The 22687-nt window shown below is 35.7% G+C and carries 16 protein-coding genes and 1 tRNA gene; 8 read left to right on the top strand and 9 right to left on the bottom strand.

Annotation, left to right across the window (positions count from 1 at the left end; all coding sequences use genetic code 11):
• Positions 1-148: 148 nt before the first annotated feature.
• Positions 149-1552, bottom strand: coding sequence for a TolC family protein (locus tag ACZ9HT_RS05820; RefSeq protein WP_476039519.1), 1404 nt, complete (start codon positions 1550-1552; stop codon positions 149-151).
• A 308-nt stretch (positions 1553-1860) separates the two neighbouring features.
• Entirely contained in the window at positions 1861-7692 is a 5832-nt protein-coding gene (locus ACZ9HT_RS05825; RefSeq protein WP_476039520.1) for an alpha-2-macroglobulin family protein, read from the bottom strand.
• Between the two features lie 118 nt (positions 7693-7810).
• On the opposite strand from ACZ9HT_RS05825, the gene ACZ9HT_RS05830 reads away from it, so the two are divergent.
• From ACZ9HT_RS05830 to ACZ9HT_RS05850, 5 genes are all read left to right on the top strand, one after another.
• Positions 7811-8512 carry a UbiA prenyltransferase family protein gene (locus ACZ9HT_RS05830; RefSeq protein WP_476039521.1) on the top strand — a complete coding sequence of 234 codons (702 nt, stop codon included), beginning with the start codon at positions 7811-7813 and terminating at the stop codon, positions 8510-8512.
• Positions 8513-8540: 28 nt separating this feature from the next.
• Positions 8541-10343, top strand: coding sequence for a hypothetical protein (locus ACZ9HT_RS05835; protein WP_476039522.1), 1803 nt, complete (start codon positions 8541-8543; stop codon positions 10341-10343).
• A gap of 388 nt (positions 10344-10731) precedes the next feature.
• A complete protein-coding gene (recF, locus tag ACZ9HT_RS05840) occupies positions 10732-11835 on the top strand; it encodes a DNA replication/repair protein RecF (RefSeq protein WP_476039523.1) in 1104 nt (367 codons plus the stop codon).
• Positions 11836-11908: 73 nt separating this feature from the next.
• A complete protein-coding gene (locus tag ACZ9HT_RS05845; protein ID WP_476039524.1) occupies positions 11909-12265 on the top strand; it encodes a four helix bundle protein in 357 nt (118 codons plus the stop codon).
• Positions 12266-12345: 80 nt separating this feature from the next.
• Positions 12346-12636 carry a hypothetical protein gene (locus ACZ9HT_RS05850; protein WP_476039525.1) on the top strand — a complete coding sequence of 97 codons (291 nt, stop codon included), beginning with the start codon at positions 12346-12348 and terminating at the stop codon, positions 12634-12636.
• Here ACZ9HT_RS05850 and ACZ9HT_RS05855 read toward each other — a convergent pair.
• From ACZ9HT_RS05855 to ACZ9HT_RS05865, 3 genes are read right to left on the bottom strand one after another with little or no spacing between them, the layout of a single operon-like run.
• Positions 12614-14653 carry a recombinase gene (locus tag ACZ9HT_RS05855; protein ID WP_476039526.1) on the bottom strand — a complete coding sequence of 680 codons (2040 nt, stop codon included), beginning with the start codon at positions 14651-14653 and terminating at the stop codon, positions 12614-12616. The genes ACZ9HT_RS05850 and ACZ9HT_RS05855 overlap by 23 nt on opposite strands.
• A gap of 15 nt (positions 14654-14668) precedes the next feature.
• The gene (mtgA, locus tag ACZ9HT_RS05860) at positions 14669-15313 is read right to left on the bottom strand and encodes a monofunctional biosynthetic peptidoglycan transglycosylase (protein ID WP_476039527.1); all 645 of its coding nucleotides are present in this window, start codon (positions 15311-15313) and stop codon (positions 14669-14671) included.
• A gap of 54 nt (positions 15314-15367) precedes the next feature.
• Positions 15368-16414 (bottom strand): ABC transporter substrate-binding protein, encoded by a 1047-nt coding sequence (locus tag ACZ9HT_RS05865; protein WP_476039528.1) that lies wholly within the window; start codon positions 16412-16414, stop codon positions 15368-15370.
• Between the two features lie 45 nt (positions 16415-16459).
• On the opposite strand from ACZ9HT_RS05865, the gene ACZ9HT_RS05870 reads away from it, so the two are divergent.
• A tRNA-Arg gene (locus ACZ9HT_RS05870) sits at positions 16460-16533 on the top strand.
• 26 nt (positions 16534-16559) lie between these two features.
• Here the strand turns inward: ACZ9HT_RS05870 and prmA are convergent.
• The 4 genes from prmA to ACZ9HT_RS05890 all read right to left on the bottom strand — a co-directional run bounded on the left by prmA (position 16560) and on the right by ACZ9HT_RS05890 (position 21121).
• Complete coding sequence (gene prmA / locus ACZ9HT_RS05875; RefSeq protein ID WP_476039529.1) at positions 16560-17387, bottom strand: 50S ribosomal protein L11 methyltransferase; 828 nt, start codon at positions 17385-17387, stop codon at positions 16560-16562.
• A 206-nt stretch (positions 17388-17593) separates the two neighbouring features.
• The gene (locus ACZ9HT_RS05880) at positions 17594-18718 is read right to left on the bottom strand and encodes a lactonase family protein (protein ID WP_476039530.1); all 1125 of its coding nucleotides are present in this window, start codon (positions 18716-18718) and stop codon (positions 17594-17596) included.
• A gap of 179 nt (positions 18719-18897) precedes the next feature.
• Complete coding sequence (locus tag ACZ9HT_RS05885) at positions 18898-19899, bottom strand: glycosyltransferase family 2 protein (protein WP_476039531.1); 1002 nt, start codon at positions 19897-19899, stop codon at positions 18898-18900.
• Between the two features lie 46 nt (positions 19900-19945).
• Positions 19946-21121, bottom strand: coding sequence for a THUMP domain-containing class I SAM-dependent RNA methyltransferase (locus tag ACZ9HT_RS05890; protein ID WP_476039532.1), 1176 nt, complete (start codon positions 21119-21121; stop codon positions 19946-19948).
• Positions 21122-21209: 88 nt separating this feature from the next.
• On the opposite strand from ACZ9HT_RS05890, the gene ACZ9HT_RS05895 reads away from it, so the two are divergent.
• Both ACZ9HT_RS05895 and ACZ9HT_RS05900 read left to right on the top strand, forming a co-directional pair.
• Complete coding sequence (locus ACZ9HT_RS05895) at positions 21210-21947, top strand: class I SAM-dependent methyltransferase (protein WP_476039533.1); 738 nt, start codon at positions 21210-21212, stop codon at positions 21945-21947.
• An 18-nt stretch (positions 21948-21965) separates the two neighbouring features.
• A complete protein-coding gene (locus ACZ9HT_RS05900) occupies positions 21966-22658 on the top strand; it encodes a ZIP family metal transporter (RefSeq protein ID WP_476039534.1) in 693 nt (230 codons plus the stop codon).
• Positions 22659-22687 lie beyond the last annotated feature (29 nt).

Below are 22687 nucleotides of genomic sequence, written 5' to 3' on the forward strand. Positions count from 1 at the left end.
TTTTTAACCGTAAAAGAGGCAAAAGTTTAATTTTAATACAAGTGAATCAATAGTTTGCAAAAGAAATATAAAATAGAGAATATATGATTTTGCCTCCTTTTGAAAATCTTTAATCAGCATTTATCTTTTGTCTCTTTTGCGGTTAAACTTAAAGTTTTTCGATCTGTAAATTCTGAGTCGATTTCATCAGTTCGATGGCACTTCTTCTTTGATTAAAGATGGCGTTCTGCAATTCCAGTTCCGCATTTTCCAGATCATTTTCGGCATCGATTAAAGCAGATGAAGTTTTTGTTCCATAACGGAACTCTTTCTCCACTTGTTCTAAACCTTCCTTTGCAATCTCACGAGATTTTTCTTTTAACTTGATTTGAGCCTGAGCAATCGCGTAATTAGTTTGATTATTGGCTAAATTCAAATTTAATTTTTTGGAAGCATCGCGTTTTTTATTCTCTAGAATTTGTTTTTCAATTTTTGCTTTTTCAACCAAATGCTTTCCCTCATTTCCATCAAAAACATCCCATTTGAAACCAACTCCGGCTTGAACTAAAGGCAAGACATTCAAGTTCGCCGGATTCAAATCTAATTTCTTTCCAGTATTTGGCAATAATTCTTTTGAAGTCGAAATATTATTATTGAACAAACCAAAATAACTCACTGAAGTTTGTGCCTGAACTTTCGGAACCCACCATCTTCCTTCGGCTTTAATTTTAAAATCGGTTGCTTTGATGCCATGATCCAAAGCTTGGATCTCTACTCTATTTTCAATATTCTGATCTAAAACTTCATAAGAAATTGTATGCAATTGAGGTTCGATCTGAGCAATTCTTTCCCGCTCAATTCCAGTTAATATTTCGATCTGGGTAATCAGCAATTCTTTTTTTCCTTCGTATTCTACTAATTTCGAATCTAAAGTTGCTTGCGCCAATTCGATTTTCTTTCTGTCGTAAGGCGTAATCAATCCGTAACCCAATGCTTTGTCTGCTGTTTTACGATTGATGTCTAATCTTTTTTTGGCTTCGTCTAAAACCTTTTTCGATTCCTGAACCAAAGCCATTTGATCATAAGCTTTCGAAATTTCGGTGATAATTTCATCACGGCTTTTCTGCATCAATAAATTTTCAGAAATATTCTTTTCTCGGTTGGCTTCCTTCAGGTATTTTACTTTGCCACCAGAATATAAAAGAACACTTGCTTCGGCTTTTGCCATCGTAGAAAATCCCGAAATATTAAGATTATTGGTGATTTGTCCTTCTGGAATTGTCGCGCCAAGAAATATTGGTGGAACAGCAGGAAGATTAATTTCCGGTGACTTGAGATGTGCTGAAGTATATAAATAACCCGCTTTTCCTGATACTTCAACTTTCGGAAGAAAAACATCTTTCAGTTTTTGATCATCAAGTTTGGTATATTTATTTTCAAGCGTTTGTTGGGTTAATGTTCCGTCGTTGATCAAAGCAGAATCAATCAATTCCTGTAAAGTAGGCGCTGATTGTGCAAATGCGAACGCAGGAAAAAAAAGCAGCATTTTGCTGAAATTATTAAAGGTTTTCATTTCTAAGTTTGTTTGTTGATGCAAAGTTGGGGAGAATGGGGATCAAATCCTTTGACATTTGTCAAAAACGTATTTTTTGCTGGAATTTATTCGCAAATAATTATCTTATTATTTCCATGGATTTCATCCACGGTTATTGTTGTTAAATCCTTCGGATTCGTTGAAAATTTATTAAGACTTGGACAAGTCGCGACTTGTCACTACCGACGGAAATGAAAAAATCCGCTTCAAAATTGAAGCGGATTTGGTTAATGTGGTGAATGATTGATTTTTATATTGTGGACAAGTCGCGGCTTGTCCCTACAGAATTATTCGGTGATCGTAACTTTCGTTCCTTTCGTATGCGCATTCATTTGCGGTGCGTAATAATTTTGCAGCGTCGTGATTCCATTGCTAAATGTTCCCGAAGCGTTGCAAATATAATCGTACTCAAAGACGTATTTCCCTTTTCTCATATTCTCGATATAGAAATTGGTAGAAGCATCCTTGGTCGACTGATAATAACCCAAACCGTTTTTCCATTCGTAACCGGAAATCACATTTAAAGGTTCAAATCCTGCAGCACGCATGTCTTTCAGGTGAATGAATTCCATATTTCTATCGGTGTTCAAAATCATTCTGACGGTTACTTTATCGCCAACTTTCAAGGGCGAATTTTCTGCAATTTTTACCAATTCTTCGCCATTCACCGTTTTCACTTTTTTGTACAATTCTTTGGTGATTGAAAGGTAAGATTCAGATGATTTAATTTTATCTAAATCCTCGTAATATTGCCAGAATAAACTACCTTGCACAATTCCGGGACCTGGTTTGGTGACCGTTACTGTTCCTAATTTCTTATCGATGTTTTCTTCTTTCACCGTTGATTTCACGTAACCCGTTGCTTTCGTATCCGGATTTACCAATTCTTTTCCTCCCCAAATTATCGTGGCTTTATCGCTTTCGGAGGTTGTCCAGGATTTTCCAGAATTTAGAATCGTGAAAATAACTTCCGCCGTTCCACGCGAACTTCCCCAGGAATTGACTTCTTTTTGGGTGATGAGCCAAATCTTCATTTCTTCAATGAAAGTTTCATCAGTCGGCGTTAATTTGTTGAACGCGTCTAAAGCTCCGGCGTGATTCACGGTTTTGGAAGAATACCATCCCCAATCGTTGAGATTCTGTTTCCAGTAAACACCTTGAGTTTCGGTGTCCGTGGAAGTTTTTTTAAGATAAGTCAATAATTTTTTAGATAAAACGGGGAGTTTATAATCATCAAAAAGTAAAGCAGCACGGTGCAAACCGAAGAAGGTAAAATCTTTGATCTCGGCTTTTGGCGCTTTTTGAATAACCAGACTTTTCAATTGTGCGCCTTTTCCTTTCAAAGGATATTCTTTTTCCCAATAATTTCGCGTGTCGAGATAATCCAGAACGTAATTATTCCAGACATATTCTTTCTTAACATCCCAATATTTATGAACTTCGGAATCAACATAATTAATGAGTTTTGCCACCATTTCTTTTTGTTCAGAAGATTGATAATCTGCCGTATTTCCTTTGAGCCACTCATTAATCTTTCCTAGATTTTTCAGGATATAAAGAGAGTTGTAATAGGAACTCGGATAACCTTGATACCAGGAAAAGCCGCCATCTGGATTTTGCAATTTCTGCAATTCGCTCCAATCGGTTTGAATTGAATTTCGCATATTATTCGCATCAAATAATCTGGCGAGTTTTTCCATCTGTTCTGTTTCATTTTTCGATTCTAAAACCCAGGGCGTTTCTTCCAGCAGCAATTGTTTCAATTCCTGATTTTTTTCCAGGTTAGAAACCAATAAACCTTTGCTTTGATATTCCTCAAAGACGGCTTTTAATTTCGGATTCGCTTTAAAGATTTCGGAGGCCAAAACATCGGCAAACCATTTGTTGAAGACGACATCGGCAGAATTGTTCGGATCATTTTTTAAACTTGGCAAAGCAAACATGATTTCCCAAATCGGATTGGTTGTTAATTCCAAAGTATTGGAAAAATTAGTCGCTGTAGTCGAAGTGTTTTTTGCTAAATTTTCTAAAGTAAAAGTCTTGGTTTGACCTTCTTTCACAAAGATTGGAACTGCATCCGTAATCAACATTCTGTTCGGTAAAACGGCGATTGCTTTTTGTTCGCCATCAGAAAAGTTTCCCGCTTTTGCCAATACTTTAATAATCATGGAAGAAACATCATTTGGAACTTTCAGTTTCCACTGCACTACTTCATTTCCGTTTTCTTTTAATTCGAAGGATTTTTGAGTTTCATTCAAATTAAATTTAGATGAAATATCTTCATCAGTAAAAGCATCTAAAATTTGCAACTGCGCTACTCCACTCAATTTTTTATCTACCAAACTGGAGAGTTTTGATTGCAAATTCAATTCGTCACCTTCGCGTAAAAATCTTGGATAATTCGGCGTTACAGAAAATTCTTTTTGCGTGACAACTGATTTTTCTAAAGTTGCATAATGCGCATCTTTTGTATGTGCCAAAAACATCAATTTCCATTGTGTCAATGCTTCTGGAGACGTAAATTCAAAAGTGACATTTCCGTCCTTATCGGTCATTAAATTTGGATAGAAAAAGGCAGTTTCGTTAAGGTTTTGACGAACTGGTATTTTTTCGAGTTTTTCAGTTGTAACTACACTTGAAACCACTTTCATTGAAAGTGTTTTCTTTACCATTCTATCTTCTTCTGCAATTAAAGGAGAGGGAGCCGCCATTGCAGAGTCTGACATTACTTCCATTTTTGCAGAAGCCATTCCTCGAATCCTAATTTGATTTGCCGCTCCTAGATTTCCATAAATCCCGGTATCAAACCAATTAAAATCAGGAACATTAATATTCATTGGCTCTAGATACGTAAAGCTTTTATTATAATTTTCCTGAGCCAGATTGTCATTTACATCATAAGAATTCGTGCTGAAATATTTCTGATAAATTTCTTGCCAGGAAAAAGAATTTCCCGCAAACTGATCAAGAGATTTATCATACATATTCGCCAAAACTTCAGCGTTGATCTTCTCTTTATCTTCCCCCAGAACTTTCACCGTCCATTTTTCTTTTTGTCCGGGTTCCAATTTATCGCGGAAAGTAACGGTTTCAATTCGCAGCGGTTTTTTATCAGATTCAATTTGAAGATTGATATTTTCAGTTTCTACATCATTAAAGGCAACCAACTGAAACTGCAGATTGATCTGGTCAATCGTTTCATCTTTCGGAAACGTAATTTCATATTCTAAAACACCATTTTTTAATTTCTTCTGTTCTGTCGTGGTCTCGCCATTTCCGTTTTGAACATAAACATTAACCAAAGCCTCTGGAATAGCGGAATAAACGTAGATCTTCGCTTTCTCATTTCGCTTATATTCCAATTTTGGCTGGATTACTTTTAAATATGGTTTTTGCGAATCCAATAAAAATCGTTTATCATAAACTTCAAAAATTTTTTCTGTTTTTATCGTGTCTTTTCCTTCAATATTATAGAGCTCGAGTTTGTAATTTCCGGCAGAAAGTCTTCCAAGATCAAGAGATTCTTCACTTCGTTTCTCTCCATTCAGAATGACAGATTGCTCTTTCCACTCTTTTTCCTCTTTGGAAAAATAATCGTGAGGGAATTTTTGAATGAATTCAGCTTTTGAAAATTTCGGCAGATCCTGAATTTCATTTTCAAAATTGGTGCGGAAAATTCTCTCTTTTGGTTGAAGTTTCGACAACTTGACCTGATACGATTTTTTTAAATTTTGATCGTTATAATTTTTCGTTTCCACTTTAATTTTAAGAGGTTCATCCGTGAAAGTATCTTTAATGTCATCGGTTTTAATATAATGCGAAACCGACGCGACTTTTACATTTTCTGTGGCAGATTGCGTTTCTCCATTAATATCGGTTACAGATGCATTGATTTCATAGTTATCAACTTGAATTCCTTCTAAAGTTTCGTCCTTTTTTAGATTGATCTTGATGACAAATTCTCCTTTATCATTGGTTTTAACTTCGCCTAAAATTGAATTTTCATTATCACTTCCACGCGGAAACCACCAGAAATATCTCCAGCGGATATTTTGCTTTTTGATCTCGTAATTTACAGTCGCATTGCTCAAAGCCACGCCGGAAAACATCATCGCTTTTCCTTTCAATTCGATGGTTTGTCCGTATTTATACTCTTCTTTTATAGGGTCAAAAGTCACTTCAAATTTCGGACGTTTATACTCTTCAACCTGAAAATATTTTGTAGCATCATCATCTAAATCATTCGAATCAACTTCAAGGGAAAAATTACCATTCAATTTTCCATTGGGTAAAATGAAACTTCCATTGTAAGATCCAAATTCATTGGTTGTGAAATTTTGAGTTGAAATTTCTTCTCCATTTGCATCATTAAGCGTTATTTTTTGTTTGACTCCAACTGCAACAGACTCAGTATCCACCAATAATTTGGTATTGATCACTTTAAAATAAACGGTTTGTCCGGGACGATAAATTCCGCGGTCGATAAATATTTGAGCTAGATTCTGCGCTCCTGTTTGCTTGGGTTCATAATAATTACCGTCGCCATAAACCTGCATTAAATTATAATCATTTGTAGCAGGTTGCTGAACCAAATAATATCGGTAATAGCCATTATTTTTCGAAACAGGGAATTTGAAAATTGCGGATTCATCTGTTTTTGCAGAAACTAAAGTCGCTTTTTTACGGTCTGCGATCTCGAAGATCTTTAAATTTTCGTTCGAGACTGATCTTCCATTTTCCCGGTCGACAAGTTTTAACTGATTATCAACAATTTTTTGCTCATTTTTTTTGTGGAAGATAATCCTGGAATTGGTCGCTATAAAATAGAAATTTTCCTGAATCGAATTTTCAACTACATATTCCACCAAATAAATTCCAGACGGAAGCGCTTTAATTTCTAATGATGTTTTGTGCGTTTTGTGATCTAGTAAATTCTGAATATCAAAAATTTCTTTCCGCACCAAAGATTTTTTAATAGCCGGAAATAATGTTTTGTCATATTGATTGGTAACATATTGCAGGAAACTTTGCTCATCTCCTTTCACCTCATAAATATTTAAAGAAAACTTTGAAACGTTTTTCGCTTCCGCGACCAGGTGAATAGGCTTATTAGGTTGCGTGTGCGTTTCGTAATGAATGTTTAAGCTTGGGTTTAAAATTTGATTTTCCTTATTGATGATATTATTAATAAACTTCGATTTCGGAAACATCTTCGTCGCTTGATCAGCCCAGCTTAGTGCGGACTTATAATCTTCTTTCGAAGTGTAGATCTGCATAATGTCCTCGATGATTTTCACCTGGTAATCATTGGAACCGCTGGTTTTTACCAAATTTTCTAACTGCTGCAACTGGTCTTTACAATTGGTAAAAGCACATTCGTTATTTAATTTTTGATGTTGAAAATAGAGTTTTGAATTTCCAGAGTTTTTAGAAATTAAATCATTATAAATCCCTGAAATTTTTGGTTGGTTTACTTTCAGTTCATTCGGCGTGAAGAGTTGCGCATTTTTTAGATAGTTAATTTGATTGATCTCATTCCAGTCAAATAAGGTGGGGAAATAGTCCAGATCCTCCGTTCGTTCGAAGATTTCTTTATATTTCGACATTTGAATTTTCTGCAAATAAGTTTTCTTCAGATCTAAATCTGCAAAATGTTTCGTTAAGTAGTTTTTAAAATCCAATTTCGACCAGGTTTCAATCTGTGCAAAATCCTGATTGTTCATATTCGTTCGCTGATTGATCCGCCACTGATTCCGATTGTAATAATCGCTGAAAAACTCTCCCAGTAAAACCTGATAAATCAGTTGATCGTCGCCATTTAATTTAGTATCTAAACCTTTTAGTTTTGTAAAAAACTGGGTGGAAGCATCGTTTTTAGTATCGTCTGTCGTCTGATTCACAATACTGAATTCTGCCTTCAGTGAGCGGATCAGTTGAGTAGCGTTGTCGTCTTTCATTGCTTGGTTTTGGATTTCTATAATAAGAGGAAGATTCGATTTAAATTTTCCGGTTTTGTAATTTTCGGCGACTTTTTTCCATTGATCATCGTAGTATTTTTGTGCAAAAACATTGGTAACAGCCAATAAAAAAAGAAGGATTGCGAAAATTTTATTTTTCATAGATTTGTTTTCTTAATTAAAACCTTCAAGGTTTTAGATAATCGTGAAGGTTGGGAAAATGAACAGTTTAAATTTACTAAAAAAATACATAGTCGACAGTCAAATATTTGTTTCCTTAATGGGGACTTTTTTTGCGGTGTTTTTTATGTTCGAGCAGAATATTATCAGAACGCCAACTATTGCGCTGATTTTCATAACCTACTTTAGTGGTTATTTATATACGAAATACCAAAATACCGGAAAATTATTTTCTAAAATACTGGTTTTCAATGTGATCTGCGGAATTATTTCAGCCATATTAATACTTTATAATCACAACGAAAACAGATTGGTCAAATGGGTCATCATTGTTGTTTTAGGTCTTCTTTACGACAGTTCTTTCCTTAAATTTTTTGTGAGAAAAATTCCGCTTTTCAAAATATTTTACGTTGGCCTAACCTGGGCGTTGATCAATTCCTGGCTAATATTACCGGAGTTTAATCTGAAGATCTTCTGGATCAGCTGGCTTTTTATTACTGCTTTGGTTCTGCCTTTCGACATTCGGGATATGAAATCCGATACGGTTGTTACTTTCCCAAGATTAATTGGAGCGCAGAACACCAAATATTTTGCTTATATCCTGGTTTTCCTAAGCTTAATGATTTCCATTTTCTATCTGAAAACTGACTTCGCGCTGGCATTTTTAGTTACTTCATTTTTCACTTTTATCGTAATTTATTTTTCTGAAAACGATAACAAAGATTCCTATTTTTCCTTTTGGGTAGAGAGTTGCAGCGGAATGCCTTTGTTATTTATTGTATTATATTCGCTTATTAATTGATCATCCCTTTTCCGAAATTAAAATCGCCTTGAATTCCAGATTTATTTTTCTTTTTATTCTATTTATATCCTGCATTTCTTTTGTTTCAGCACAGGAGAAAAAGGATTCATTATATTATAAAATAGAAGCATTTTCGGACAAAAGAAAATCAACGAAATTTATTCACCGCTTTATTTTTCGGCGCGAAGCTGATTCGGTTTCCGTAAAATCCAGAACTAAAGAACCGGCTCAGATTTCCTACGACGGAAAAATCATCAGGAATATTAAAATTGAAACGATCGATCCTTTCGGATATAAAGTCTCCGATAAAAATACGAATCCGAAATGGTACGACCGACTCGCAGAACGCATTCATATCGATTCGAAAAAATCAACCATCAATAACTATCTTCTTTTTAAAAAAGGCGAAGAATACAATGCCCAGAAACTGTACGAATCTGAGCGTATTTTGCGGAATACGCAGTTTGTTAGCCGCGTAAATATAAGTATCACCGACAGCACTTCTACGAAAGATTCTATTGATGTTTTGGTGAAAGTACTGGATTCCTGGAGTTTAAAACCGCGCTTTCGATATTCCGGCAGCAAAATTGGCGCAGGAATGAAAGACGAAAATTTTTTGGGTTTAGGACATGAAGTGAATGTTCTGTACACGAATAACTTTAGCAATAAAGAAACTAATCTGTTTGCAAGTTATACCGCGTACAACTTATTTGGAAGTTTTATTAACACAGAAATTTCGGGCGAAAAGGATTTTTACAACAATGAAAGAATTACTTTCGCTGCTACACGGGATTTCTTTTCACCCCTTACAAAATGGGCCGGCGGATTTACTTTCGAATATTTTATGCGAAGGGTTTTGATGCCGATAGAAGATAAATCTGTTTTCCCGGAGGTTCAGATCAAGGTTTACAATCAGGATCTTTGGGGCGGTTACCAGTTCCCTGTTTTTGTTGGTGATAAAGACGAAATTTCGAGAAACATTGCGGTAATGGGACGCATACAGAATTATCAATATAAAGACCGTCCGGCAATTGATGAAGAAGGATTTTTCTCTTCCAGTACCAGTTTTTTAGCTTCCTTAACTTTTATTGAACGCAAATTCTCTGTGAAAAGAAATATTTTTCAATACAATCTTCCCGAAGATATCCCCTACGGAAAAAGCTTTGGAATTACGACTGGATTTATTAATCGAGGAAACCGTGCAGTTCCCTACACCGGCGTTTCTGCAGAAGTAGGAAGTTTTATCAATTGGGGATATTTTACGGCTAAAGCACAATACGGAAGATTTTTTAATGAAAACCGAGAAAACAGCGATTCTTTCCGTTTTGATGGAACCTATTTTACGAATTTGCAAGACTGGAAATTTGCTAAAGTCCGGCATTTCTTTTCTCCCACTTTTGTCTGGGGAAGCCAGTTGTACAACACTTCCTACAAAGAACGCATTAATTTTTCTGCTCGTGAAGATTTTCCGGTGTATAGCGGTGATTTTATCGGAACTAAAAAGTTGATCCTGCGATATCAAACACAATTTTTTATCGATAAAACCTGGAAAAACTTTCACTTTAGTCCATACAGCATTGTCGCTTTGGGTTGGCTTTCTCAATATAATGAAAGCTTATTTCGTGCAAAAGCCAGTTCTAAATTTGGTATCGGTGTTCTGATCAATAATCCTTATTTGGTTTTTAACAGGATTCAGCTGTCTTTTGTTTATTATCCGAAAGTTCCGTTTGATAATAATTCTGTTTACCAGTTTAATGATTACCGCACAGATCTCCTGCCATTAAATAATTTTGGAACCAACCGTCCGCATTTCGTTAACTTTGAAAACTAAAACTCAACGCTCTTTTTGAGGAGGTTCTGAATTGAAATTTTTATCTTTACTGAAATTTAGAAGGATAGAAAATTTCCAGAGTATCAAAAACAAATTAGTCCGTTCGAGCAACGAAATTTCTGACCGAATTTTGATTTCTGAATTGTGGAAAAAAATGAATTTAGAAAAAGAATCGCTGGTTTCCGAATCTCAATATACTGTGTATAAAAAGTGCACCACAACTTTCAGATTTAACATATTGTGGAGTTCTTATTGAAAACGAAATCTATAGAGGAAAATTAATTTTAGATTACTATTTATTGTAAACCGTAAAGTCTGATTTAATAAAGATTTTACTAATTTGGGACACGAGACAAAATCCTGAAAAACTCCAAAATATTTTAGGATCATGATCATCAACAACTTAAAAATTCAAAATTTTAAAAATCATCAGGAAAGAAATTTCGAATTTTCTCCGCAAATCAATTGTTTTGTCGGAAATAACGGCGTCGGAAAAACAAATATTGTGGATGCGCTTCATTATCTGTCGGTTGCAAAAAGCTTTTTAGGAAACACAGACTTGAACAATATTAAAACGGACGAAGATTTTTTCACAATCGAAGGCGAAATTTTCGATGGTGAAAAAGAAAATATCATTAAAATTCAACTACCGAAAGAAGCCAAAAAAATCATCAAAAAAAATGACAAGTCCTACGATAGAATTGCTGATCACATTGGTTTTTTGCCCAGTGTAATCATTTCTCCGTATGATTCTAATTTGATTTCTGACTCGGGGGAAAGTCGCAGGCGTTTTCTAGATGCGATGATCTCTCAAACCGATTCTGAGTATTTATTTAATTTAATTCAATATCAAAAGACGGTTCAGCAACGAAATGCTTTACTGAAAAGCTTCGCTAAAAACCGATATTTCGATGGTGATAATCTGGAGATTTATAACGAACCACTGATCAAATTCGGAACGAAGATTTTTACTAAAAGACAGGAATTTACAGATTCTATTTTGCCTTTAATTCAAAGTTATTACGAGACCATTTCAAACGGAAACGAAAGAGTTACGGTTAATTATCAATCAGATCTGCAGGAAGAATTTGATCAGTCGCAACCGAATAATCGGTTTAGAAATTTGCTGCACCAAAACTTAGAAAAAGACAGAGTTTTGACTTACACCTCAAAAGGAATTCATAAAGATGATCTTCTTTTTGAAATGAATGGAAACTCCTTGAAAAAAATTGGAAGCCAGGGTCAGCAGAAATCTTTTCTCATCGCCTTGAAACTTTCTCAAATGAACAGAATTAGGGAACTGACCGGAAAAACTCCAATCCTGCTTTTAGATGATATTTTCGATAAATTAGACGATTCCAGAGTTTCTCAACTCATTGAACTGGTGAATCAGGAACATTTCGGACAAATATTTATTACCGATACGAGCAAAGAAAGAACAGAAAATGTGGTGAAAAGAATTAATGAGGAAAGTAAAATATTTGAGCTATAGAAAGCGGTTCGGGTTTCGGGTTTCGAGCGATAGGAAAAATTAATTAAACGCCATTAATCTAAAAACTGAAGAAATGAGCTATCGAACTTTAGATATATACAATATTAGTTTTGACCTTTTTATTAGAACGCATCCAGCTTCGTTAAGACTTCCAAAATATGAACTCTACGAATTGGGAAGTCAGTTGAGAAGATCATCCGATTCTATAGTTTCTAATATTATTGAGGGTTATGGACGAAGTGTTTATAAAAAAGAATATGAAAGATTTTTGGTTTTCAGTCATTCAAGTTGCGACGAAACCATTGGACATTTAGAGAAAATAATTCGTTTATATCCAGATTTAAGAAGAGACTTTGAAACCCTTCGGAACTTATACGATTTACTTGGTGGCAAAATTAATAATTATTTAAAATGGGTAAGAATTAACTGAATGATGCGAATACTAAGCCTGAATTTTAAATCAATCACCATAGAACCCAAATCTCGAAACTCAAAACACATAACTTCTAAATGAAAAAGAAAAGAGAATATCAATCATCTGAACTTGTAAAATCGTTTGCAAGAATTTATGGTTTTGAAGATAAATTACTGGCATTTGAAGTGAAGGACTTTCTGCACGAATATTTGAATGATGTGCTTTTCAATGAAATTGAATCGGTAAACCTCAATAAGAAAATTTTAGAACTCAGGATCAAATCTCCACTTTTAAAAAATGATTTCAGAATGAGGAAGACTTTTTTTCTGAATAAATTCCAGGAACAATTTCCCGAGGCTGAATTTACCGATCTTCTGATTTTGTAACCACGGTGTTGTCAACCATCTCTTTTGCGCTAATATCCAAGGTTTCCGACCTAATTGGAAGGAAAAAATGAAATGGATTTCGCATAAAATACTTGAAGATCTCCTTATAAATCTCCCGAACTTCTCCAAAATTCACTTTTCGCGATCGGAACGCCAAGATCATCGATAAGCCAAAACTCACTGCGAAATTGAAGAATCCGATGATAAAAACGGTAATAATCGAGATCCATACGGTGTAAGAATCTACGTCGAAACCTTTACCATAAAATCCTAGAGCCACGTTTCCGGCAGCAAAAGTAATGTGGCGAATATCCAGATCTAAACCTAAGAAAAGACCAATTGGACCGGTAATTCCAAGGAAAACCCCGAACCAAAGATTTGACATTATTCCGGGCCAGTTTCTCGCATAGTAATCCGAAATTCTTTTCGCGGTTTGTTCTCCTAAAAAGTAATTCAAAAACGGGTTTTTAGCGATCCGCTTTGGAATGTGATAAAAGACAGAACTGTTCGCCACGTTCCCGGAAATAATCCCGGATATAAAAAGGAAAAATCCCGCGATACACGCATGAAAAATCGCTTTGGACTCAAACGGATCGTGATCCTGTAAGAGTTTAGTTGCTTTTTCGGCCGCAAAGTTTTGCTGAAAAAGAACATCTAATCCGTAAATGAGCGCCAAAGCTACCGGAAAAGCCAAGGCTACATTTCCCATAAAGGCGATAAATTGGGAACGAAAAAGCTTAGAAACCAAGTGGGCGAAATCAACGTAATTTTTCTGAGTATTCTCTCCTTCCGAAAGGACTTTTGCCATCGTCGCCGCCGTCATTGCAGGTTGTTTTGTCGCTAAGGTGAAATTCATCAGATAAATCATGATGAAACCCATCGCATAATTGAACGAGTATAAGATCGCATGGGAAAAATCACTGCCTTCAAGAGAGCCAAAAAATAATTTCAGCACCACCAGACAACCTACAATAATTCCGCCACCACTCGCTTTCAGAAACATTTTCAAGTAATCTCGACGCGTCGAGGTGATGTAGTGAGTGCCTGTTTCTGCGGTGTGATTCGTAATGAGATGCGACATTAAAGTCGTGCTGTCTAAGACCAGATCGCGTAAATTCGTTTTGTGGGATTTATATTCTAAAATATCAAAAAAAAGTTGCTTACACTTTACCACAACCTCTTCCTGATCATCAATGACCATCACCGCAAGAATATCATTCATTCGGTTAAGCTGTTGTCTTATCTTTAAAAGTGACTGATTTATTTTACCGGAGATTCCGTATTTCGAAGAGTTTTTAAAAGCCAAAGTCACAAAATCCAAACCTTGCTGCAGATACACTTTGATCTGTTTGTAATGCTCATCTTTTGATGTTAAGGTGAAATCTGGATCCTGCTTATAATTTTCATTCAGAATATCGAGTTCATTTTGAAGCGCTAAAAATGGGTTGTCGAAATTCCGGTATTCGGGCGCCATATTTACAACTTCAACATCCATCGCATTTCCGATGACGCGCCAGGCTAAAATATTCATGGAAAAAAGAAGTTCCAGTTTAACGTCGGGATGCGTGATGAAAGTATCAATTTTCAGCAAATGAAAAAATTCCGTAAGCTGATCTTCAGGGATATTTTTAAAATAATTAAGATCTCTGATCGGTCTCACAGATGCAGTATCTACTAAAAACCAGATCGTGTTTTCATTTTCAACGGCCGGTAAAATTTTATTCAGTAATCTTTTTTTAAATTCTGCGAAAAAAGCATTTTCCGATAAAATATTGGCTTCTGTTAATGACAGATTGAAGGGTTTACCTGCAAAAATATTGTGAATGTAATATCCAAAATTCTTTGTAATGACCTCGTTTTCGCGTAAAAATTTAAGAATATGCTCAAAATCAGTTTCCCTCACGTTCCGAATCAGTTCGGAAAGTGGTTCCAGCGATTTCGTTTCATTTCTGAAACTGAAATACTGAGAAAGTACTGCGTCGAAATCGACCTTCTTTCGAGTCCTAATTGCCATCATTGCGACAAAGGTAATTTATTTGAGTGTCACATTATTCATTTGACGTAAAATCCAGTTGTGCTTTTTATTCAGATAAGCGGTGGGATTTTTAGGATCATATTTTTGCGGATTTGGTAAGATCGTTGCAATCCACGCGGCCTCACTTTTTGTTAAATTTTTCGAAGTTTTACTGAAATAATATTCAGAAGCTGCTTCCACTCCGAAAACGCCGCGACCCATCTCGATGGAGTTTAAATAGCGTTCTAAAATAACGTCTTTCCCCCAAACTAACTCGATAATAAAAGTGTAAAAGGCCTCCAATCCTTTCCGAATATAACTTCTGCCCTGCCACAGGAAAATATTTTTAGCGGTTTGCTGAGAAATGGTGCTTCCACCGCGTAGTTTTTTGCCCTTTTCATTGCTTTTCATGGCTTTTTGAATTGCTTTGTAATCGAATCCATTATGCTCATAAAAGCTCTGATCTTCAGAGGCGATCACCGCTTTTTTCACATAAGTGCCCATTTCATCGTAGGAAATATAATCTCTCTTTAGTTTTCCATATTCCATTAAACCACCGATCTGAGTAATTGTTACGGGTGGATTAAAGAATTTTCCCCACACAATAAAAAGGATGTTTGCAAGGATAATGATATAGATAAGTTTTTTAATTTTCTTCCACATATTTAAAGACTAAAAGGTATTGACAGCAGTTTGGTGCAAAAATAGAAATATATTTTACTTTAATTCTTTCATGAATGTTAAATTATAGTCAGATAACAATTCGGGGTGAAAAATCTTAATGTAATCTTTCAGCACTAAATCAGCACGCACGACTCCACTCTCAAAGTAATCATTGGATTTGCCCTTCTCTTTTCCGGTGACCGTATATAATTTGCCACTGTTATACACATTCATTTTAGTATAATTAGGATTAATCTGCAGGAGTTCCTTTTTGGTTTGATGGTTCCCGATATTGATCCAGTATTCGGCTTTTCCTGCTTTCGAAAACACTTCTTCGAAACTCATTGGAACCGCTTTTGTTTCCGTATTATCTGCATTAATATAACTTCCGTTCGCGTCGGAAATAAACTGAGCAAGATTTGTTTTTCCACCGGGTAAAAACCACTGATTTCCATACATTTCATTGGCCAGAACGACTGGTTTTTTTTTGGATGTTGCCGCAAGAGTTTTTAGCACATTATAATTCTTTCCAATTTCGGTAAATCGGGCTTCTGCTTTTTTTTCAACATTGAAAAGTTTACCAAAGACCAATAAATATTTCGATTTTTCTAAAGGATTTTGTTCTAAATATTCATCCAGAAAAATAATTTCGATACCATTTTTCTTCAGTAGATCATACGTATTATCGAAGCTCGCAATATAATTGGTGAAGATGACATCGGGTTTTAAAGCGATGATCTTCTCGACATCATATTTCTGCTCGTTACCAATATTCTGAATTTTCCCCTCTTTAATTAAATGATCAATCTTTTCTGAGTAAACATATTCCGGACTGGAGATTCCGGTGATATTTTCTTCCAAACCTAATTCTGTAAGATAACCAACCAGGCTTGCGTTAAGCAATATGACCTTTTTAAAAGGAAGTTTTGAGGTTGGGAAATTATAATTAAATTTTCCTGATTTTAGTTTTAAAAAATCGGTATCGGTTTTAAACTGAACATTTTGAGAGATTTTTTGCCAGTCGTTTGTGACAGGTGTGGTTTCTTTTTTACAGGAAAAAAACAGTAAAAACGTAAATAATGCGAAAAAAGTAGGTTTCATTTTTTGAAAGGAATAAAAAAGTGTTATATTTGCAGACCGAAAAACGGCTTCGTGGCGCAACTGAATAGCGCACCTGATTACGGCTCAGGAGGTTACTGGTTTGAATCCAGTCGAGGTCACTAAAACCCTGTTTTTACAGGGTTTTTTATTTTTCTAAGAGTAAAGAAACCCACTCTTCCCGCTGTAATTTCTTTTTCAAAGTCAGTTTCTGTTCCGTACAAACTTCCAGAATATCATCTACATCAAAAAAGCACAGGCCCGATAACAAAAGTTGTCCGCCAGTATTTAGCACCGAAACATAAGTCGGAATATCCGAAATCAAAATATTTCTGTTGATGTTGGCTAGAATAATATCGAAGTTTTCGGTTCCTAAATTCACAGCAGTTCCCTGAGAAATTTCTAATTCTACATTGTTTCTAGCAGCATTTTCGATAGAATTTTCTACAGACCATTCGTCGATATCAATCGCAACAGTTTTTCCGGCACCTTGCTGTTTTGCAAAAATTGCCAGGACCGAAGTTCCGCAACCCATATCTAAAACTGTTTTATTTGCAAAATCCATGTCGAGCATTTGCTGAATCATCAAATACGTTGTCGCGTGATGTCCGGTACCAAAAGACATTTTCGGCTGAATAATAATTTCGTGTGGTAAATTTTGATTCTCGTGAAATTCTGCACGAATAGAAACCTGATCTTCTATATTGATAGGAGAAAAGTTTTTTTCCCACTCCTCGTTCCAGTTGATATTAGGCATTTCCTGAAAAGTGTAAGAAATTTTAATCTCAGGATTTTGGAGCAGATGAAGGTTTTTTAATTCGTCTTCTTTGAAAAGATCCTGCTGAATATATCCGAGAATTCCATCGTGTTCTTCGGTAAAACTGTCGAAACCAATCTCGATGAGTTCTGCCATCAAAATATCATTCCAGGGCTGAAGAGGCTCTATTTTAAAATTAAATTCCAGATAATTTTGCATGCTTAATTTTTTGCAAAAATAGGGTTTTTGGTCGGAATTAGGTTTAACGACAAAGTCGCAAAAATTTTATTTAATCAATGTCTAAATATATTTTTAAACACATAAGTCACATTAGTTTTCTGGTAATTCTGATTGGTTAAGAGTGCACATTAGTTTAATGCATTTCTTACAGAGATTTTTACGCTGAAACTTTATTTATTATTCTGCTAGTTATATCTTTTAATTTGGACAGAAGAAACCCCAAATATTTTCACTTTTTTACCTACTTTTTTTAATAAACCAGTTTCTGCATTTCTTTTAAAAACAACTGCATCTCCGCTTACAGAATTGGTAGCGATAAGAAATTTCCCGGACTCATTCATTGCAAAAATCCTGGGATGTTTACCTAAAGTGGATTGATAACCCACAGTTTTTAACGTTCCATCGTTTTGAATTTTAAAAATCGCCAGATTATTTTCCTGGCCACGATTTGCAGCATACAAAAATCTGCCATCCGGAGAAAGGTGAATATCTGAACTTTCAAAATTATCTTTAAATTGGTCTGGATGGGTATTTATTCTTTGAATACTTTCCAATGTTCCATTTTGGTAGCGGTAAACACTGATTGCTCCCGCTAATTCTTCCGTACAATAGGCAAATTTACCATTCGGATGGAAAGTTAAATGTCTGGGTCCACTTCCTAAAATTGTTTGCGTAAATGGAAGTTCTGCCAATTCTAAAGGCTGGCTTTTATCATTATCAAATTTGAAGATTCTGATCTTATCTGCTCCCAAATCTGGTGCAAACAGATAATCAAACTCGGGTGAAAATACCGTTGAATGAATATGCGATCTGTCTTGCCTGTTTTTATTAATACTTCCTTCCTCAAAATGAAAGTTTTGAACAGCTGGCTGTATGAAACCATTGGCAGAAAGAGGATAAACTGAAATACTTCCTTCGGTATAATTTCCGTTCACGAGCCATTTGCCGTTTTGGTGAACGGTCAAATAAACTGGATTTTCGCCGCCACTTTTTTGACTGTTAATGAATTTTAAAGTTTTTTCTTCCGGTTTAAACTCGAAACTGCTTACGCTGCCGGCATTTACCGTTTTACTTTCTGTGCAGGCAAAAACATATTTTCCGTTGGGGGAAATCGTAAGAAAAGAAGGATTAAGGATATTTTTTACCGCAGTAATTCTGAAGAGTTTTCCTTTGATGGTATCTAACTCGTAAACATAAATCCCATCCTGCGTTTTATCTCTGTTAAAGGAGCCAAAAAAGACAAAGGTGTTTTGAGAAAATAAATTTAAAAAAGTGAAGAGGAGAATGAATAAGACGATTTGTTTTTTCAAGATAATAGTTTTAAAATTTTTTTCTGATCAATTATTTTCGTTTTGAAAGCTAATCGCGCCCCGGATTGAACGGCATGTTTGAGCTCTTTTTTTTGCGATGGGAAAATGCGGTGGCGAAAAAAAGCGAGTAGTGAAAGCCGGAATTGTGCGCCCTCAAATTTGACCTTCTTAGTTTGACCTTATTTTTTATGAAAATGAGAAGGAAAAGCTTCTTCAGGTTTCTGTCGGAAAATATTGAGCAGAATCCAGGATTTAAGGAATCCGTAACCGTAAGAAAACATTTGAATGTACGTGGCGATGATTGCCATTGCAGCAATGCTGATATTTCGGGTTTGATATAAGGCGTGAAAAAATACGACGAAGGTGTAAAGGCCATAAAAACCGAGTATGAGGCCTTTCTGGAAGAGAAAATATTCTAAAAATCCCAGAATATAACCGAGTAAAAAAAGGGAGGGAAATGCGAAAGAGATTTTGACAAATTTTGGGTGACGCTGATTCAGGATCGGACGTGCACACCCGAACTGATAGACTTGTTTGGAGAACTTGCCAAAATCTACGCGGCGTTTATGATAGACGCCAATATCGTCGAAAAAAGCCGTACTAAAGCCATTCTCCCAGAGTTTCATGGAGAGATCGGGATCTTCGCCGATTCGCATTTCGGAAAATCCACCTACTTTTTCGAATGCTACTTTTTTGACACCCATATTAAAACTTCGCGGTTGAAATTTAGTGACAGCTTTTTTACTGCCGCGAATTCCGCCCGTTGTAAAAACGGAAGTCATGGAATAGGAAATTGCTTTTTGAATAAGGTTGAAGCCTTTGTGGGCTTTATCGGCACCACCAAAAGCATCACAGGGAATTGTCGCAATATTTTTTTTGATGTTCTGAATATAGTCGGTTTCTACAATCACATCGGAATCCACAAAAACGAGCCAGTCGCTTTTTGCTCTTTTCGCGCCGTAATTTCTGGATAATCCGGGACCGGAATTGTCTTTTCGAAAGAGTTCGATCTTTAAACTTTCCTTAAACAATTCTGTGGTCGGACGTAAATTGATCAATGAACCATCATCAACAATAATCACCTCAAAATCTTTATCGGTTTGGTGCGACAAGGAATTGAGGAGTTCAAAAAGTTCATCTTTTCGGTTGTAAATTGCGATTATTACTGAAATTGTGTTCAAAACGCTGCTTTGGTGATTAGTTGATTTGCTAATTCGTTCCTAAAAATTAACTATCTCCTTCTCTTCCTTCTAATTTATGAATTTTCTTCGTGCCTTCATACATTTCAAACTGCATAAAACGGCATTCTAATTTTCCGTTGAAGAGTTTGATCTTTCTGGAAGGTCGCAAACCAATTCTTTTCATAGAATCCAGATCGGAGGAAATTAACCAGGCTAAAGTGTTTGGATAATTTTTCTTGAAGGTGTCGCCTATTTTCGCGTAAAACTCGTCATCGTTAATTACGATCCTTTCATCGTATGGCGGATTGAAAACCATTAACAAAGGAAACAGATCTTTTTTAGATTCAAAGAAATCCTGCTCTCTAACTTCGATGACGTCTTCCATTTCAGCAGCTTCAATATTAATTCTTGAGGCATGAAGCATATTTGAATCGATATCGTAACCCACTATTTTTCCGGTGAATTCTTTTACGCGGGCTAAACGGACTTCTTTGATCGTGTTAAACAATTCATCATCGTAATTCAGCCAGTTTTGAAAACCAAATTTCCTACGGAAAGTTTGTGCCGGCAAATCCATTGCGATCATAGCTGCTTCAATCAATAATGTTCCGGAACCACACATTGGATCCAGAAAGTTTCCTTTGCCATCCCAACCTGCAAGCTGCAACATTCCGGAAGCTAAAACTTCATTAATTGGCGCTTCTCCCTGTTCTTTTCGGTAACCTCTTTTAAATAAAGCATCACCCGAAGAATCAATGGAGATCGTTACCAATTCCCGATCGATATGAAGGTGGAATTTAATGTCAGGATTTGTAGTATCAACATTCGGTCTTTTACGAAATTTGAATTTGAAATAATCTGCAATCGCATCTTTCATTTTCAAAGAAATAAACTGGGAATGGTTAAATCTTTCAGAATAAATCGTGGTATCAATGGCAAAAGTTTGATCTACGGTCATGTATTCATCCCACGGAAAGGCGAAGAGTTTATCGTAAAAACGATTCTCGTCCCAAGCTTTAAAAGCAAGGAGCGGCACCAAAATTTTGAGTGCAGTTCGCGCAGAATAATTTATTTTATAAAGAAAACCAAGATCGCCTTCGCAATTTACCGCACGGTTTTTAACTTCGACATTTGCTCCACCAAGCTTTCTTATTTCTTCTGCTAAAATTTCTTCGAGGCCGAAAAAAGTTTTGATCTGTATTTTTAAATTTTCTGTATCCATAGTCTGGTATTGGCTTTCCGCATTCTGAGTTCAAAAAGCGATTTATAAGTTGTTCAATTATTTCGGCAAATTTAGTTATTTTTGCACAATGGCATGGTTCGAAACTTGGTTTGATACTCCTTATTATCACATTCTTTATAAAGACAGAGATTTTACAGAAGCCGAAAACTTCATCTCACTACTAATCAATAACTTAGAAATACCCAAACATTCAAAAATCATTGATCTTGCTTGCGGGAAAGGAAGACATTCGGTTTATCTGAATCAATTAGGCTACAAAGTTTTGGGCTTGGACCTCTCCAAAGAAAGCATTTTGCACAATAAACCGTTCGAAAATCCTGATCTGCAATTTAAAGTTCACGATATGCGGCAAGAGATTTTTCCGGAAATTTCTGCCGAAAAAGTGGATGCAGTTTTTAATCTATTTACGAGTTTCGGATATTTTGAAGACAAAAACGACGATCGAAAAGTATTTCAGTCAATTTCTAATATTTTAAAGGAAGACGGATATTTTGTACTCGATTTCTTAAATGAAAAATGGGTAAAAAAAACAATGGTCCCGGAATATATTTCTGTAAAAGGTGGAATTGATTTTCTAATTAATAAAAGAATTGAAAATAGAAATGTCATCAAAGATATCCGGTTTACAAGTAAAGGGGAGAATCATCACTACTTCGAGCAAGTAAAATTACACACACTGGAGGAAATCGGAAATTATGGGGAAGAATTTGGTTTTGAAAGAGTTAAGATCTTTGGTAATTACGGTTTAGAAGAGTTTGATCTGGAAACTTCATCACGTTGCATCACCATATTTAAAAAAAAGTAATATAAAAACTGAGAATTTATGATCGTTATCTTATTAATTCTAAGCGTTTTGATTGGGGTATTTCTGGGAAAATTTTTCGGAGAACGCGAGAAATTTGCCAAGAACCTGCTCGTTGTAAGTGCGGGTTTTTTAATCACCATCTGTTTGAACGAAGTTTTTCCGGAGGTGTATTCCGGGGAAGATCACAATATCGGATTGTGGGTCATTGGCGGCGTTTTGCTCCAAATGCTCCTGGAAAATCTAACGAAAGGTTTCGAACACGGCCACTTTCATCACCATACCGAAGATAAAAATATTTTACCACTGGCATTAATGGTGGGCCTTTTCGTTCACGCTTTTTTAGAGGGAATTCCTCTGGCAAATGAAACTATTATCTTAAGCCCTTATCTTACAGGCATCCTTGTTCATAATATTCCGATCTCCTTTATTTTGGGTGCTTTTTTAGTTAAGAATAAAAAATTCTCTCCTTCTGCAGTTTTAATTATTACAATTTTTGCCCTTGCCTCGCCATTCGGTTTGCTTTTAGGTAAATATTTCAATCCTGATCTGAAGGTTTATTTTCTGGCTTTAGTGGGTGGTATTTTCCTCCACATTTCTTCGGTCATTATTTTTGAAAGTAATAAGAACCATAACGTCGACTGGAAGAAAATTGGTTTGGTCACGCTGGGCGTTTTGCTTGCAATGACGGGTCACTTTTTTCATCACCACTAAAATCTTTTACATAAAAAAGCTCCGAATTT

The sequence above is a fragment of the Chryseobacterium sp. UYP7 genome (genome assembly GCF_056279225.1).